The sequence below is a fragment of the Buchnera aphidicola (Ceratoglyphina bambusae) genome, assembly GCF_039363085.1.
In the GTDB taxonomy this organism is placed as follows: Bacteria; Pseudomonadota; Gammaproteobacteria; order Enterobacterales; family Enterobacteriaceae; genus Buchnera_G; species Buchnera_G aphidicola_E.
Genome location: NZ_CP134982.1, coordinates 308,260 through 324,662, shown reverse-complemented (window position 1 = coordinate 324,662; position 16,403 = coordinate 308,260). Strand labels below are relative to the sequence as shown.

The 16,403-nt window shown below is 18.0% G+C and carries 15 protein-coding genes; 3 read left to right on the top strand and 12 right to left on the bottom strand.

The window, feature by feature from the left end:
• Window positions 1–47: 47 nt before the first annotated feature.
• On the bottom strand, window positions 48–644 hold the full coding sequence (locus RJD23_RS01520) for a YhgN family NAAT transporter (protein WP_343188117.1): 597 nt from the start codon (window positions 642–644) through the stop codon (window positions 48–50).
• Between the two features lie 279 nt (window positions 645–923).
• On the opposite strand from RJD23_RS01520, the gene asd reads away from it, so the two are divergent.
• A complete protein-coding gene (gene asd / locus RJD23_RS01515; protein WP_343188116.1) occupies window positions 924–2,045 on the top strand; it encodes an aspartate-semialdehyde dehydrogenase in 1,122 nt (373 codons plus the stop codon).
• Window positions 2,046–2,066: 21 nt separating this feature from the next.
• On the opposite strand, the gene tusA is transcribed toward asd, so the two are convergent.
• The 10 genes from tusA to prfB all read right to left on the bottom strand — a co-directional run bounded on the left by tusA (window position 2,067) and on the right by prfB (window position 12,722).
• A complete protein-coding gene (gene tusA, locus RJD23_RS01510) occupies window positions 2,067–2,294 on the bottom strand; it encodes a sulfurtransferase TusA (protein ID WP_343188115.1) in 228 nt (75 codons plus the stop codon).
• Between the two features lie 35 nt (window positions 2,295–2,329).
• The gene (locus RJD23_RS01505) at window positions 2,330–2,812 is read right to left on the bottom strand and encodes a hypothetical protein (RefSeq protein WP_343188114.1); all 483 of its coding nucleotides are present in this window, start codon (window positions 2,810–2,812) and stop codon (window positions 2,330–2,332) included.
• A gap of 185 nt (window positions 2,813–2,997) precedes the next feature.
• A complete protein-coding gene (locus tag RJD23_RS01500) occupies window positions 2,998–3,282 on the bottom strand; it encodes a hypothetical protein (RefSeq protein ID WP_343188113.1) in 285 nt (94 codons plus the stop codon).
• Window positions 3,283–3,336: 54 nt separating this feature from the next.
• A complete protein-coding gene (gene leuS / locus RJD23_RS01495) occupies window positions 3,337–5,877 on the bottom strand; it encodes a leucine--tRNA ligase (protein WP_343188112.1) in 2,541 nt (846 codons plus the stop codon).
• A 36-nt stretch (window positions 5,878–5,913) separates the two neighbouring features.
• Window positions 5,914–6,753 carry a transporter associated domain-containing protein gene (locus tag RJD23_RS01490; RefSeq protein ID WP_343188111.1) on the bottom strand — a complete coding sequence of 280 codons (840 nt, stop codon included), beginning with the start codon at window positions 6,751–6,753 and terminating at the stop codon, window positions 5,914–5,916.
• Window positions 6,754–6,837: 84 nt separating this feature from the next.
• Window positions 6,838–7,185, bottom strand: a complete 348-nt coding sequence (gene ybeY / locus RJD23_RS01485; RefSeq protein ID WP_343188397.1) for an rRNA maturation RNase YbeY — start codon at window positions 7,183–7,185, stop codon at window positions 6,838–6,840.
• A 140-nt stretch (window positions 7,186–7,325) separates the two neighbouring features.
• Entirely contained in the window at window positions 7,326–8,651 is a 1,326-nt protein-coding gene (gene miaB / locus RJD23_RS01480; protein WP_343188110.1) for a tRNA (N6-isopentenyl adenosine(37)-C2)-methylthiotransferase MiaB, read from the bottom strand.
• 175 nt (window positions 8,652–8,826) lie between these two features.
• A complete protein-coding gene (gene lysA, locus RJD23_RS01475) occupies window positions 8,827–10,062 on the bottom strand; it encodes a diaminopimelate decarboxylase (protein WP_343188109.1) in 1,236 nt (411 codons plus the stop codon).
• Window positions 10,063–10,147: 85 nt separating this feature from the next.
• Window positions 10,148–11,653 (bottom strand): lysine--tRNA ligase, encoded by a 1,506-nt coding sequence (lysS, locus tag RJD23_RS01470; RefSeq protein ID WP_343188108.1) that lies wholly within the window; start codon window positions 11,651–11,653, stop codon window positions 10,148–10,150.
• A 1-nt stretch (window position 11,654) separates the two neighbouring features.
• Window positions 11,655–12,722, bottom strand: a complete 1,068-nt coding sequence (prfB, locus tag RJD23_RS01465) for a peptide chain release factor 2 (RefSeq protein WP_343188396.1) — start codon at window positions 12,720–12,722, stop codon at window positions 11,655–11,657.
• 227 nt (window positions 12,723–12,949) lie between these two features.
• Between prfB and ygfZ the strand changes: the two genes are divergently transcribed.
• Together ygfZ and gmk are read left to right on the top strand one after the other, a co-directional pair.
• Complete coding sequence (gene ygfZ, locus RJD23_RS01460) at window positions 12,950–13,855, top strand: tRNA-modifying protein YgfZ (protein ID WP_343188107.1); 906 nt, start codon at window positions 12,950–12,952, stop codon at window positions 13,853–13,855.
• A gap of 23 nt (window positions 13,856–13,878) precedes the next feature.
• Window positions 13,879–14,514 carry a guanylate kinase gene (gene gmk / locus RJD23_RS01455; protein WP_343188106.1) on the top strand — a complete coding sequence of 212 codons (636 nt, stop codon included), beginning with the start codon at window positions 13,879–13,881 and terminating at the stop codon, window positions 14,512–14,514.
• Here the strand turns inward: gmk and typA are convergent, their stop codons facing one another.
• On the bottom strand, window positions 14,515–16,344 hold the full coding sequence (typA, locus tag RJD23_RS01450; RefSeq protein WP_343188105.1) for a translational GTPase TypA: 1,830 nt from the start codon (window positions 16,342–16,344) through the stop codon (window positions 14,515–14,517).
• Between the last annotated feature and the right edge of the window lie 59 nt (window positions 16,345–16,403).

Here is a 16,403-nt window from a genome sequence, read left to right as displayed (position 1 = left end):
ACATTATTTTAGATTTTATAATTTTTTTATTTTTATTTTCAAATTTTTTATGTTTTAAACCATAATTTAATTCCATCCAAAAACATTTGAGTAGACAACATTATTAAAATTAAACCCATTAATTTTTCTAATGCATTTACTGCATTTTCACCAAATAAATTTATAAATATTTCTGTAGATAGCAAAATTATTAAACTAAATGACCACGCTAAAATTAATGAAATTATTAACATTAACATTTGATTTGGATTTTGATGAGATATTAACATTAATGTAGCTAAAATTGATGGTCCAGCTATTAATGGTATTGCTAATGGTACTAAAAATGGCTCTTTTTCTTTTGTAATAGATTCTTCAAAATTGTTATTTCCACTAGAAAAAATCATTTTTATAGCTATTAAAAATAATATTATTCCACCTGATATAGATACGACTTGAGTTTTTAAATTTAAAAAAGATAATATTTTTTCTCCAGTAAATAAAAATAATATCATTATCATTAAAGCAATCAACATTTCTCTTATTAATATTATTTTTTTTCTTTTATCTCCAAATTTTTTTAATATTGACATGAATATTGGTAAATTTCCTAATGGATCCATAATTAATATTAATAATATTGTATTAGAAATTATTTTGTTCATTTTTTTGTTTATATATTTTTAATATATATTTTTATTAGTTATAAATTTATTTAAAAAAAAATAATTTAACAAATTATGTTTTATTTTTTTTATTATAAAATAATATATATTATTTATTTTTAAAGTAAAATGTTTTTATTTAATTTTATTAATAAGTTTGCATAAACAGTATATTAAATGATAAAATTTTTTATATTGCTTGATAATATAAAAAATTAAATATGTATATTTAATACATTCGTTTATAATAACTTTATAATATAAAATTTTGAGAAAAATATGAAAAAAAAAGTTGGTTTCATTGGTTGGAGAGGATTAGTTGGTTCTGTTTTGTTGGAAAGAATGATATTCAAAAATGATTTAAGTAAAATTAATATAAAATTTTTTACTACTTCTCAAGTAGGGCATAATGGTCCTAAAATAAATAATAAAAAGTTTGGAATTTTAGAAAATGCATATGATTTACATAAATTAATAGAACTAGATATAATTTTAACATGCCAAGGAAGTACATATACTGAAAAAGTATATTTTAATTTGAGGAAATTAGGTTGGAAAGGTTTTTGGATAGATGCATCCTCTTGTTTGAGGACGAATAAAAATTCTATAATAGTTTTAGATCCTGTTAATTATAATTTTATTATAGAAAGTATAAATAATGGTTGCAAAACTTTTTCTGGAGGAAATTGTACTGTTAGTTTGATGTTAATGGCTTTAGGGGGTTTATTTTCTGAAAATTTAATTAAGAAAATTTTTGTTTCTACATATCAAGCAGCTTCTGGGGCAGGATCAAATTATATAAAAAAACTTTTATTAGAGATGGGTATTTTGCATAACAGTGTAGAAAAAGAAATTAATAAAAATAATTTTTCTATTTTAAAAATTGAAAATGTCGTTAGTTCATTATTAAAATCTAAAAAATTTTTAAGAAGGTTTAATGATGTTCCATTAGCTGGAAATTTAATACCTTGGATAGATAATGATAATGGTGATGGTAATAGTAAAGAAGAAATAAAGGGAGAATTTGAAACGAATAAAATATTAAATTTAAAATTTTTAGATAAAGTGATTATAGATAGTATATGTGTAAGAGTTAGTACATTTAGATGTCATAGTCAATCTTTTTTAATAGAATTAAAAAAAAATATTTTTATAAAAGAAGTAAAAGAAATATTATGTAATCATAATAAGTGGATAAAATTAATTGATAATACTAAAAGTGATACTATTGCAAATTTAACTCCTTCTATGGTTTCAGGAACATTGAAAATATTGTTAGGCAGAATTAAAAAATCAAATTTTGGAAACAAATATATAACTGCATTTTCTATAGGAGATCAATTACTTTGGGGCGCTTCTGAGCCTTTAAGAAGAATATTAAATATATTAATTAAATTATAATTTTTTTATATAAAAATTATATTATTTTTGTAATATGTATTTGTATGGTTCTTTTTCTGTATAAATTTCTATTATTTTATGATTCATAAAATTACAAAATATTGGAATATCTCTTTTTATGGATGGATCATATGATAATAATAATATTATTTCTTTTTTTTTCATGTTTCTAAATTTTTTTCTTAAAAAAAAAATTGAATCAGGGCATGTATAATTTCTTAAATCTAACACATTTGTATAGTTTTTCATATTTTATATATAATATAAATAATAATATTATATAATTATTTTTTTATTATTAATAACAATATTTTTAATTTTTCTAAAATGTTTATATTTTTATTTTTTTTAATGTAAATTTCTATTAATGTAATATATCTTATTATTTTATATATTTTTTCTTCAGACATTTGAATGATGTTTTTATCTAATGTATTTATTATATATATTTTTTTTTTATTTTTTAACATTATAATTTTAATAAGTTTTTCATATAATTTTTTTATTATTAATAAAATATTATATTCCTTTATATTAATATTATTAATTATTTCTATATTTTTTTTTATTTTTTTTGAAAAGAATAAATTAACTATTTCGTTATAATTTAAATGTAGACTGTTAAATATTATTTTTTTTATTTTTGTACTGTTTATTTTTTTTTTATAATATAAGATTTTACATTTATATATTAATTGTGTTATATGTATTAAATTTTTTTTATAATAATTATATAAATTTTCTTTTGCATTTTTTGTTAGATACATATTATTTTTTTTTATTTTATAATTTATCCAATTTATAACGTCTTGTTTATTTTTTAAATTACAATTAATTATTGTATATTTTTTTATGTATAATAATATTTTGTTTAGTATGTTATTGTTAAAATATGTCAATAAATTTATTATTATAATAATTTTTTGATTGCAAGTTTTTTTTATTTTTTTAATTAGACAAAAAAAAAATTATTTATATTTTTTTTTTTTTGATATAAAAATATAATTTTTTTTTCATTAAACATACTTTTATGGTTTATAAAATTAAATATTTTTTTTTTATTTTGTTCTTTTATTTCAATATTTTTTTTTAATAAAAATCTTTTTTTTTTTAATTTTTTACATATTTTTTTTATAGATTCATTAATTAAAATTGTTTCATTACCTAGTAAAAAAAAGAAAGATACATTTTTTGTAAAATTTATATAATTTTTTTCTATAGAATATATTTTTTTCATTTTTTTTTAAATATAATTTTTTATTTATTTATTAATAGTTTAATTTATTCAGTTTTAAATAACTATGTTTACAATTTTATTTTTTATAAATATTATTTTTTTTATTTTTTTTTCAATAATATATTTTTGTATTACTTTTTTATTTTTTATTAATAACATTATTTTTTCTTTAGTAGAATTTTTTTTTATTTTTATAACATATCTTTTTTTTCCATTTATTTGTATTACTATATTACAATATTTTTTTTTAAAAAACTTTTTATTTATTTTAGGCCAACATTTACCATTTATTTTATTTAATATGTTAAATTTTTTAAATATATAAAAAATTGTATGTGGTATAAATGGATTTAATAATTTTAATATTATTAAAATAAATTCTTTAATTAAAATTGTTTTATTTTCATAAATATTTTTATTATAAAAATTTTCTATTTTTTTTGTAATAATTATAATTTTAGAGATAGATACATTAAAAAATTTTTTTTCTTTCATATTTTTAGATATATCTTTTATAGTTTTATATATATCATATAAAATTTTTTTTTCTTCTCCTTGTAACATATTTAAATTAATTTTTCTTTTTAAATTATTTTTCTTTAAAATTTTATTACTAATATTCCATATTTTTTTTATAAATTTTCTTGCCCCACTTATTCCTTCTTCTTTCCATATTAATGATTTTTCTACAGGTGCAGCTGACATTATAAAAAATCTTAAAGAGTCAGCTCCATATTTTTTAATAATTTTTGTAGGTTCTACTCCATTATTCTTAGATTTAGACATCTTTACCATTCCGTAATAATTTATTTTATTTTTATAAATTTTACTTTTTATATTTGTTATTTTACCTTTGTGATTTTTTTTTATTTTTATTTCTTTTTTTGCAACCCATATTTTTTTTTTATTTTTAAATGTATAGAATGCTTCTGATAATACCATTCCTTGACATAATAGATTTATTACTGGTTCATTAAATTTTATTATTTTTAAATCTTTTAAAATTTTGCAATATAATCTAAAATATATTAAATGCATGGTTGCATGTTCTATTCCTCCTACATAAAAATCTACTGGTAACCAATATGATGCAGATATTGGATCTACCATATTAATTTTATATTTTGGGCTAGTATATCTTATGTAATACCAAGATGATTCCATAAAAGTATCAAATGTATCATTTTCTAGAACTGCTATGTTATTATTTATTTTTATCTTATTTGTTTTTTTATAATTAATTTTATCTAGTATTTTTATAGGTAATTTTTTTTTTGGTACAGGAATTTTTTTTCCGTTTTTTAATGTAGCTATAGGTATAGGGGTTCCCCAATATCTTTGTCTAGACACATTCCAGTCTTTTAATTTAAATTTTTTTTTAATTGAAACTTTTGTTATTTTTTCTAATTTTTTTTTAATTATATATTCTGCTTTTTTACTATTTAGTCCATTTATATGTTTTTCACAATTAAATATAATTCCTTTTTTTGTAAATGGAATTTTTTTTAATAATGTTTTTTTATTATATTTGTAATTTTTTACTACATATATAATTTTTATATTATTTTTTATAGCAAATTTCCACTCTTTCTTATTATGTGCTGGGGAAGATATTATAGTTTTTTTTTTATTTTTTATAAAATAGTTCGTAATCCATATTGGTATTAATTTTTTATTTATTGGATTTAAAGCATATAAATTAGTTTTATACGATTTTTTTATATTTTTTTGTGCATTTTTTTTGCATTTTTTCACTATTTTTTTTATTTCTAAATTTTTTTTACTTTTTTTTTTTATAAATTTATTTTTATAAGATAATAATACAAAAGTTGATCCATATAATGTATCTAATCTAGTAGTATATACTGGTATTTTTTTATCATTTTTTACCTGTACATAAAATTTTATTTTCTTTGAATATCCTATCCATTTTTTTTGCATTTCTTTTACTTTTTTAGGCCATTTTTTTAAATATTTTATATTTTTATATAATTTTTTTGCATATTTTTTAGTTTTTATAAACCATTGTTCCATATTTTTTGTTTTTACTTTATTATTGCATCTCCAACATTTTCCTTTTATAACTTGTTCATTAGCTAAAACTGTTTTATCATAATTACACCAATTTACAGGAGACATTTTTTTATATGCTATTTTTTTTTTATACAATTTTGTAAATATATATTGTTCCCACATATAAAATTTAGGGTCACAAGTAGTAATTTCTCTACTCCAATCATAACTAAAACCCATTAATTTTAGTTGTTTTTTCATTTCTTTTATATTTTTATATGTCCATTTTAATGGATCTATATTGTTTTTAATTGCTGCTTCTTCCGCTGGTAAACCAAAAGAATCCCATCCTATTGGATGAAGTACATTCATATCTAACATTCTATGATATCTAGCAATTATATCACTTATTGTATAATTTCTAATATGACCCATATGTAAATTTCCAGATGGATATGGAAGCATAGATAAGCAATAATATTTTTTTTTTTTATAATTTTTTTTTACATTAAATGTTTTATGTTTTTCCCAATATTTTTGCACTTTTTTTTCTATTTTATTGTGATCATATTCTTTTTCCATTTTATGCCTATTATTTTTTTAAGATTTTTGTTAACTTTAATTTTTTATTTTTTTTATTTTCATTTCTATAATTCTTATTTTATTGGTTTTAATTATTTTAAAACAATAATTTTTTATTTTTATTTTTTTTTTTATATTAGGCATTTCACCAAAATATTTTAAAATTAATCCTCCTATAGTATCTATTTCTGAATCTTTAAAAGTAGTTTTGAAATATTCATTGAACTCTTCAAGTTTAGTTAATCCTTTTACTAAAAATTTTTTTTTATCTATTTTTTTTATATTAAATTTATTAAATTTATTAAATTTTTTTTCTTTTTTACATATTATATATTCTATTACATCTTTTGCAGTAATTAATCCAGAAATAGTTCCAAATTCATCAATTATAATAGCCATGCAAAATTTTTTTAATTTGAATTCATATAAAATTTTATCTATGTATTTACTTTCTGGTATTATTTTTAATGGTTTTAATATTTTTTTTATACAAAATGTTTTATTTGGATCTCTTATAAATGGTATTAAATCTTTTATAGTAATAAATCCTTTTATATAATTATTTTTATCTTTTATAGGAAATTTAGAATAAGAGGTTTTAATTGCTACTTCTAAACATTTGTGTAAATTATAGTTATATTTTAAAGTTATCATATTAAGTTTAGGAATCATTATTTCTTTAACTCTTTTTTTTGCTATTTTAATAATTCTCTTTAAAATATTTTTTGTATAATTGTCTATTAATTTATTTTGTTCAGAATATTTTATTAAAGATATTAATTTATTTTTATGTTTTGTTCTATTTTTAAATAATTGTTTTTTAAAAATGTTTAAAAAACTTTTTTTATATATATTTTTTTTTTTTTCATAATTCATTTTGTTTTTTGATAAAAAAAATATTTTTATTATATTATTATATAATAATAATATATAAATTGTTATTAATAATTTTTGTTTTAATTAAATATATGGATCTTTATATCCTAGTTTTTTCATAATTTTTTTTTCTAATTTTTCCATTTTTTTATTATTAGAATGATTATAACCTAATAAGTGTAATGATCCGTGTATTATTATATGAGCCCAATGAGATATTAGTTTTTTTTTTTGTTGTAAAGATTCCTCATATATTATAGAGTTACATATTATAATATCTCCTATAAAATTTTGTTTTGTTTTTTTATAATAATTATATGAAAATGATAATATATTAGTTGGTTTTTTTTTATTTTTATATTTAAAATTTATTTTTTTCATTTCACTCTTTTTAACCATAGTTATGTTAATTTCTACATTTTTTTTAAATATTTTTTTTAACCAAAAAATAATTTTTTTTTTTTAGGATAAAAATGTTTGGCTTTATATTTTTTTTTAAGATTTATTTTTATTTTTTTCATATTCTTTTTTTTTATACATAAAATTTTATAAGATTTTTAATATAAAATGTGTTAAGAAACTATTTTTCCTTTAAAATATTTTTTTTTCATTTTTGTTATTTTTACTAGTATTATTTTACCTATTAAATCATTAAATCCTTTAAAATGTACTGTTCTATTACTTTCTGTTTTTCCAATTAATGTACCAGTTTTATTTTTGTTTTTTTCTTCTACTAATATTTTTTGTATTGTTCCTATCATTCTTCTATTCCATTGTATAGTTTGATTAAATATAATTTTTTGTACTTCATATAATCTTTTTTTTTTTTCTTTTAAAGAAATGTTATCTATTAACTTATTAGCTATTGTATTAGGTCTTTTAGAATATATAAAACTAAAACTAGAATCAAAATTTATTTCAGTAATTATTTTAATTGTATCATTGAAATCTTTTTTTGTTTCACCAGGAAATCCTATTATAAAATCTGAACTAAATTGCATATTTGGTCTTATTTTTAATAATTTATATATAATTTTTTTATATCTTTCTATATTATATCCTCTTTTCATTAATTTTAAAATTTTATTTGATCCGCTTTGAATAGGTAAGTGTAAAAAATCTACTAATTTTGGTATATTTTTATATGCATTAATTACTTCATTATTAAAATCTTTAGGATGACTAGTAATGAACCTTATTCTTTTTATTTCTTTAATTTTAGATATTTTATATAATAAATTAGTAAAATTATATTTTTTTTTATTTTTTTTGTCTAAATAAAAGTAAGAACTTACATTTTGCCCCAACAATGTTATTTCATGTATTTTTTTTTTAACTATTTGTTTTATTTCTAATATTATTTCTTTAAAACTTCTATTTATCTCTTTACCTCTAGTAGTTGGGACAACACAAAATGAACATTTTTTATTACATCCTTCCATTATTGTAACGTAAGATTTAGGATTTATATGTTTTTTATTAGAAAAATAGTTAAACTTTTTTAATCCTTTAAATTTTATGTTTACTATAATTTTATTTTTTTTTATTCTTTCTTCTATCATATTTGGTAATAAATGTATTGTTTGAGTTCCAAATATAATATCTACATATGGTGCTCTTTTGTATATTTTTTCTCCTTCTTGATTTGCTACACACCCCCCTACAGCTATTATTATGTTAGAATTTAACATTTTCAATTTTTTCCATCTGCCTAACTGATGAAAAAGTTTTTCTTGAGCTTTTTCTCTGACAGAACATGTATTAAGTATTAAAATATTTGCTTTTTTATATTCATTAGTATGTTTATATTTAGTATTTGTTTCTAATATTTTTCTTATCATGAATGAATCTGTTTCATTCATTTGGCATCCCCATGTTTTTATATATATTTTATTCATATTTTTTTATTTAAATTTTTTGTTTGAAAATAATTTTGTGTTAAAAAAATAATTTTTATATAATTAAATTTATTTTAATATAGTAAATTCATTTTTTTTTAAAAATTATATTTTTACTTTAATTAATATTTTTTATATTTAAATTTATAAGTTTTGTTTTTATAAAACTATTTTGTTAAATAATTTCTAAATTTATTAATTCTTTTATATTTTGTTTTCTCCTTATTTTTTTTATCTTGTTTTTTGAAGTTAATAAAAATTCTGATATTAATGGTCTGCTATTATAATTAGACGACATTGAAGCTCCATACGCTCCAACATCATGAAATATTATATAGTCTCCTACTTTGATTTTAGGAAGATTTCTAGTTATTATATTTCCATTATTTTTTTGAGTGAAAATATCACCTGATTCACATATAGGACCTGCTATAACTACATTTTCAGAATTTTTCTTTTTAATTTTGAAATTATTTTTGTTAATTACAGAAATATTATGATAACTTCCGTACATAATTGGTCTCATTAAATCATTAAATCCTGCATTTATTAATATAAATTTATATTTATTTGTCTTTTTTATTGCTCTAACTTGAGATATTAGTAATCCAGATTTTGATGTTATAAATCTTCCAGGTTCAGTTTCTAACAAAATTTTTTTATTTAAGAATTTTTCTATTTTATTTTTAGTATTTTTCCAATATTTATAATGTTTTTTTACATTTATTTCTTTTTCATTTGGTTTATATGGTGTTAATAGACCCCCTCCTGAGGATATTACATTTATTTTTTTATTTATTTCTATTACTTTTTTTTCCATTGTTTTGCAAACTTTTTTTAAGTTTTTTAAATTAACACCAGAGCCTATATGTATATGTATTCCTGAAAGTTTTAATTTATATTTTTCAATTTTTTTAATAGCTGATTTTATGTTCCATATTCCATGTTTACTGTTTTCTCCTCCTGTATTAGTTTTTCTGTTATGCCCATATCCAAATTTTGGGTTTATTCTTATCCATATATTATGTCCTGGCGAAATTTTTCCTAATTGTTTTATCATATCTATAGATCCAATATTTACAGTTATATTTAAATTAACTATTCTTAATAAAGTTTCTGAATCGAAAATATCTGATGTAAAAACTATTTCGTCATTTTTAGGAGAGAAACCTGCAATTAAAGCTCTTTCTATTTCTCCTAATGAAACTACATCTATTTTTAATTTTTTTTTTTTAATTATTTTTAGTATGTTTATGTTAGAGCAAGATTTTTGAGCAAATCTTATTACGTCAAATTTTTTTAATTTTTTTATTTGTTTTAATATTACGCTTTTTTTGTATAACCAAAATGGTGTATTATTTTTTTTAATTATTTTATGTATTTTTTTTAATATTTTTTTTTTTATTTTCATTTTTATTTTTATTAATAGTGAAATATTAAAATGTTTATATTTTTGCTGTTTAATGTTTTTAATCTTATTAAGATATTTAAAACTTTTATACATTATCTTTTAAAGTTGGAAACAAAATAACATCTCTTATGTTTTTTGAATTTGTTAAAAGCATTATTATCCTATCTATTCCTATTCCTATTCCAGATGTTGGAGGTAATCCATATTCTAATGCATTTATATATTCTTTATCATAAAAGTTATTTTTATTTTTTTTCTTGTTTTTAATTTGTTTTTTAAATCTTTTTTTTTGATCTATTGGATTATTTAATTCTGAAAAACCATTACTTATTTCCATACCAGAAATAAACAGTTCAAAACGCTCAGTTAAATATTTTTTTTTTTTCATTCTTTTAGCTAATGGAGACGTTTCTACAGGATAATGTGTTATAAAAGTTGGATATATAATATTTTTTTCTACTGTTTGCTCAAAAATTTTTACTTTTAATTTTTCTAAATTCCATTTTTTCTTAATAATTAATTTTTTTTTTTGTGCGATTTTTTTTAGTTTTTTTATATCTTTTATATCTGAATTTTTTATGTCTTTATTAAATTTTAATATAGATTTATTCATAGTAATGATATTAAATTTTTTTTTAAAATTTATTTTTAAATTTTTATATTTTATTACATAATTTTTTTGTATTTTTTTTAATATATATTTAAATAAATTTTCTATTAATTTCATCATATATTCATAATTTGAATAAGCAGAATATGCTTCTATCATAGTAAATTCTGGATTATGTTTTTTAGATATTCCTTCATTTCTAAAACTTTTGTTAATTTCAAATATTTTTTCAAATCCTCCTATTATTAATTTTTTTAAATATAGTTCTGGAGAAATTCTTAAGTACATATTTTTTTTAAAAGAATTATAATATGTTATAAATGGTTTTGCTGATGCTCCTCCTGGAATATTTTGTATTATAGGTGTTTCTACTTCTATAAATTTTTTTTGATGAAAAAATTTTCTTATAAAAAATATAATTTTAGATCTAATTACAAACTTTTTGATAGATGCTTCATTAGATATTAAGTCTAAATGTCTTCTTCTATAACATTTTTCTTTATCTATTAATCCATAAAATCTATTAGGTATAGGTCTAAAAATTTTATTTAACAATTTTAATTTCTTACATTTTATAGTTATTTCTTTTGTATTTGTTTTAAATATTTTACCATATACACCTATTATATCTCCAAGATCCCATTTTTTAAAATGATTATCATAAAATTTTTTTTTAATATTTTTTTTTGAAATATATATTTGAATTTTTCCGCTAAAATCTTTTAAGATACAAAAAGATGCTTTTCCCATTATTCTTATATTAATTATTCTTCCACAAACTTTTTTATTTATATTTTTTTTTTTTAATTGTTCTCTTGTGTATATATTATATTTTTCTTTAATTTCTTTACATTTTATATCAGGTGTAAAATTGTTAGGATAGTTAAAATTGTTTTTTAAAATATATTTTATACTTTTTTCTTTCATTTTTTTTGTTTCTGATTTTATGTTTTTTTTTTTAATTTTATTTTTTTTATTCATGTTAAATTCCTAGTTTTAGATTTTTTTTTATAAAATTATCTAAATTTCCATTTAAAACAGATTGTATATTAGTATCTTCTATTCCAGTTCTTAAATCTTTAACTATTGATGTATCTAATATATATGATCTTATTTGTTTACCCCACCCAATATTAGATTTATTGTTTTCTAAAATTTTTTTTTCATTATTTTTTTTTTTAATATCTAAATTATATAATTTATATTTCATTTGTTTTATAGCTTGATTTTTATTTTTATGTTGAGATCTATATTTTTGACATTGAGTAACTAATTTTGTAGGAATATGTGTTATTCTAACTGCTGATTCAGTTTTATTAACGTGCTGTCCTCCAGCTCCAGACGATTTGTATACATCTATTTTTATATCTGAACTTAATATTTTTATTTCTTTTTTTTGGTTTATCTCAGGGTAAACAAATACAGAAGCAAAAGAGGTATGTCTTTTCCCTGTAGAATTAAATGGACTTTTTCTAACTAATCTATGTATTCCAGTTTCTGTTCTTAGCCATCCTAATGCAAATTTTCCTTTTACATATATAGTGGCAGATTTTATTCCAGCTATTTCTCCCTTATATTCTGATATTATTTTTGTTTTAAAATTTTTATTTTGAGCCCATTTTATGTACATCTTAAGAAGCATATTTGCCCAATCTTGAGATTCGATTCCTCCTGATCCTGATTGTAAATCTATATAGCAATTTAAAATATCATTTTTTTCTGAAAACATTTTATAAAATTCTAATTCTTTTATTTTTTTCTTTATTTTTTTATATTCTGAATATATATCATCTAGTATTTCTTTGCTTTTTAATTTTTTAGACAATTTTATTAATTCTAATAAATATTTTATTTTTTTTTTGTTTTTATTAATTGGTAAAATTGTTTTTTCAATGTCATTTTGTTTTTTTTTTAATTTTAACATTAATGATGTATTTTTCCATGTTATTTCTTTATTCAAAATTTTAATTATTTTGTTTAGTTTTTTTTTTTTTTTTTTATATTTTATGATTTTTTTTAAATTTTTGTTTTTTTTTTTAATAAATTTAATTTTATTTTTATTTTATTAGCGTCCATAGTTTTTCCTATTATTTATTTTTATTTATTTTTCAAATATATATTATTTTTTGTAAATATATATGATATATTTTTTAAATATATATTTTTTTTTAAAAAATTATATAATATTTTAATATTTTATTGATATAATTATATTTTAAAAGACAATTACAATAAATAAATATTTTGTAAATTTTATTTTAATGTTTATAATATTTTATGAATAAATTAATTTATTTAGAAAATTGGTCATTAGTTACTGTATTAGGAAAAGATAGTAAAAAGTATTTACAAAGTCAATTTACAAATGATATAGAAAAGTTGTCGCGCAATAGATATAGTTTTGGATCTCATTGTAATGTAAATGGAAAAATAATAAATATTTTTATTATTTTTCATTATTTAGATGGATATGCTTATATACAAAGAAATTATACATCTGAAATACAAGTTAATATGTTAAAGAAATATTCTATTTTTTCTAACGTATGTATATTTGAATCACAAAAAAATAAATTATTTGGTTTTTTTGGAAAAAGTTCAAAATTTTTTTTAGAAAAACATTTCAATATATCTTTTAATTATAATCATGTAATTAGAAAAAAAAATATTATTTTTTTGAGAATTAAATTTCCTATAGAAAGATTTATAATAATTTCTTCCATAAAAGTAATTAATAGATTTAAAAAAAAATTTTTAAATAAAATAATTTTTGAAAATTATTCAGTATGGGATTTATTTGATATGGAGTTTGGTTTTCCTATAATTACAAAAATATATTGCCAAAAATTTTTCCCAAATTTTTTTAATTCTAAAAAATTAAACTTAATAAGTTTTAACAAAGGGTGTTATATGGGTCAAGAAATTTTATGTAAAATTAAATATAAGAATATTAAAAATAAAAAGTTATTCTTAATATTTAGTCGTTGTAACGTTTTACCTAATATTGGAGATAATATATTAAAAATTAAAAAAAATAAAAATATTATTTCAGGTAAAGTTTTATTTTCAGTAAAAAATAAAAATTATACATTTGTGCAATGCATATTAAATAATAAAATTAAAAAAGATACTTTATTTAAAATAGAAAATATTAATAAAAATATTTTTTTTTTAAAAAAATAAATATTTATAATTGTAATAATACTATGAAAAAAAGTAAAAATATTATAGGTACCTGTTTTATTTTTTCAGGTCCGAGCGGTGTTGGTAAAACTAGTTTATTAAAAAGTTTCTTAAAAAAAAAAATACTGAAAAATATATTTTTATCTGTTTCATATACTACTAGAACAATGAGAAGTAATGAAACAAATAAAATTCATTATAATTTTGTTACTAAAAAAGTTTTTAAAAGAATGATACAGAATAATAAATTTTTAGAATATGCTCAGATTTTTGATAATTATTATGGTACTGGTTTAAACATTGTTAAACAAAAATTACTTGAAGGAAATGACATATTTTTTAATGTAGATATAAATGGTGCTAATGAAATAAAAAGAAAAATTTTATTTTCTAAAAGTATTTTTATACTACCTCCATCTAAAAATGAAATAATAAATAGATTAAAAAAAAGAAGTAAAGATAGCAATATTATAATTAAAAATCGTATGAAAAAATTTGTAACAGAAGTTAAAAATTATAAATATTATGATTATTTAATCATAAACGATAGTTTCGAAAAAACTTTAAAAAATATTAAAATTATAATACAATCTGAAAAATTGAAGACTATATATAGTGAAAAAAAATATTTTGATTTAATAAATAATTTAATTTTATAGTTATTTTATATTTTTTTTATTTATTTTTTTTAATTTTTTTCTTTCGTTTTCTTTTAAATATTTTTTTCTTATTCTTATTTTTTTAGGAGTTACTTCTATTAATTCATCATCGTTTATAAAATTAAATGCTTTTTCTAAATTAATCTCAATAGGTTTAATTAAATTTATTGCTTCGTCTGTTCCAGATGCTCTCATATTAGTAAGTTTTTTACCTGCTATACAATTTACAGTTAAATCATTTGTTCTATTATGTATTCCTATTATTTGACCTTCATACACTTCTTCTCCATGTGATATAAATAATTTACCTCTTTCTTGTAAAGAGAACAAAGCAAATCCTAAAGATTTTCCATTTTTATTAGATATTAATACTCCATTTCTTCTTTGCCCAGTTTTGTAAGAATGTTTTATATCATATTTTTTAAATGATGTATGAAATATTCCTGTACCAGCTGTAACATTGTTAAATTCAGATCTAAATCCTATTAAAGATCTACTTGATATATAGTAATCTAAGCATATTCTATTTTCTTCATTACTCATTATTATATTTTTAAGCTCTCCTTTTCTTTCTCCTATTAATTTCATTACAATACCTTGATATTTTTTTTCTATGTCTATTATTAATGTTTCATATGGTTCATATATTTTATTGTTTTTATTTTTAAAAATTATTTTTGGTCTTGAAAGTTCCATTTCAAATCCTTCTCTTCTCATAGTCTCTATTAAGACAGATAAATGTAATTCTCCTCTACCTGAGACACAAAATGTGTTTGAATTATTTTCATGGTTTACTTCTAAAGCTACATTTTTAGATTTTTCTATTTTTAATCTGTTTAATATATGTCTGGAAGTCAAAAATTTTCCTTCTTTTCCTGATAATGGAGAAGTATTTACTGACATAAATATTTTTACTGTAGGTTTATCTACTCTTAAATTTTTTAAAGGTGTAAAATTATTAATCTCACATATAGTATCAGAAATTTCTACATTTTCTATTCCAGATATTAATATTATTTCTCCAGCATGAGCTTCTTGTATTTCTTTTTTTTCTAATCCATAGTAATATAATATTTTATTAATTTTTCCAGAAATGTTTTTACCTTTATTATTTTTTATAAAAACTGTTTGATTATTTTTTATTTTTCCAGATATAATTTTACCTATCGCTATATTTCCTAAATAATTATCATAATCTATTTGTGATATTTGTAATTTAAATTTCTCATCTTTATTTATTTTAGGATCTGGTGAATATTTTATTATTGTTTCTAATAATGGTATCATATTTTCTTTCATATTTTTTAAATTTGTTCCAGATGTTCCTAACATAGCTGAAGAATAAATTACTGGAAAATCTAATTGTTCTTCTGTGGCGTTTAGATTTATAAACAAGTCAAATATTTTGTTTAAAACCCAATTTGATCTTTCATTTTTTCTATCTATTTTGTTTATAACAACTATTGGTTTTATATTGTATAAAAATGCTTTTTTAGTCACAAATCTAGTTTGAGGCATAGGGCCTTCTAAAGCATCTACTAATAATAATACAGAATCGACCATAGACATAATTCTTTCTACTTCACCTCCAAAATCTGCATGACCTGGAGTATCTACTATGTTTATTTTATATTTTTTCCAAAAAATAGATGCGTGTTTTGATAATATTGTAATACCTCTTTCTTTTTCGATGTAGTTTGAATCCATTATTCTTTCTTCTTTATATTTATTTTTTTTGTAATATTTTGATTCTTTTAATAATTTATCTACTAGAGTAGTTTTACCATGGTCTACATGAGCAATTATTGCTATATTTTTTATTTTTTTCATTTTTTAATTTATTTTTATTTTATAATTATATAGTTTTATTAATGTAAATATTTTTAAAA

Coding starts and splice junctions, on each gene's coding strand:
- RJD23_RS01520 (WP_343188117.1), bottom strand. CDS start 644: ATGAACAAAATAATTTCTAATACAATATTATTAATATTAATTATGGAT.
- asd (WP_343188116.1), top strand. CDS start 924: ATGAAAAAAAAAGTTGGTTTCATTGGTTGGAGAGGATTAGTTGGTTCT.
- tusA (WP_343188115.1), bottom strand. CDS start 2,294: ATGAAAAACTATACAAATGTGTTAGATTTAAGAAATTATACATGCCCT.
- RJD23_RS01505 (WP_343188114.1), bottom strand. CDS start 2,812: ATGTATCTAACAAAAAATGCAAAAGAAAATTTATATAATTATTATAAA.
- RJD23_RS01500 (WP_343188113.1), bottom strand. CDS start 3,282: ATGAAAAAAATATATTCTATAGAAAAAAATTATATAAATTTTACAAAA.
- leuS (WP_343188112.1), bottom strand. CDS start 5,877: ATGGAAAAAGAATATGATCACAATAAAATAGAAAAAAAAGTGCAAAAA.
- RJD23_RS01490 (WP_343188111.1), bottom strand. CDS start 6,753: ATGAATTATGAAAAAAAAAAAAATATATATAAAAAAAGTTTTTTAAAC.
- miaB (WP_343188110.1), bottom strand. CDS start 8,651: ATGAATAAAATATATATAAAAACATGGGGATGCCAAATGAATGAAACA.
- lysA (WP_343188109.1), bottom strand. CDS start 10,062: ATGAAAATAAAAAAAAAAATATTAAAAAAAATACATAAAATAATTAAA.
- lysS (WP_343188108.1), bottom strand. CDS start 11,653: ATGAATAAAAAAAATAAAATTAAAAAAAAAAACATAAAATCAGAAACA.
- ygfZ (WP_343188107.1), top strand. CDS start 12,950: ATGAATAAATTAATTTATTTAGAAAATTGGTCATTAGTTACTGTATTA.
- gmk (WP_343188106.1), top strand. CDS start 13,879: ATGAAAAAAAGTAAAAATATTATAGGTACCTGTTTTATTTTTTCAGGT.
- typA (WP_343188105.1), bottom strand. CDS start 16,344: ATGAAAAAAATAAAAAATATAGCAATAATTGCTCATGTAGACCATGGT.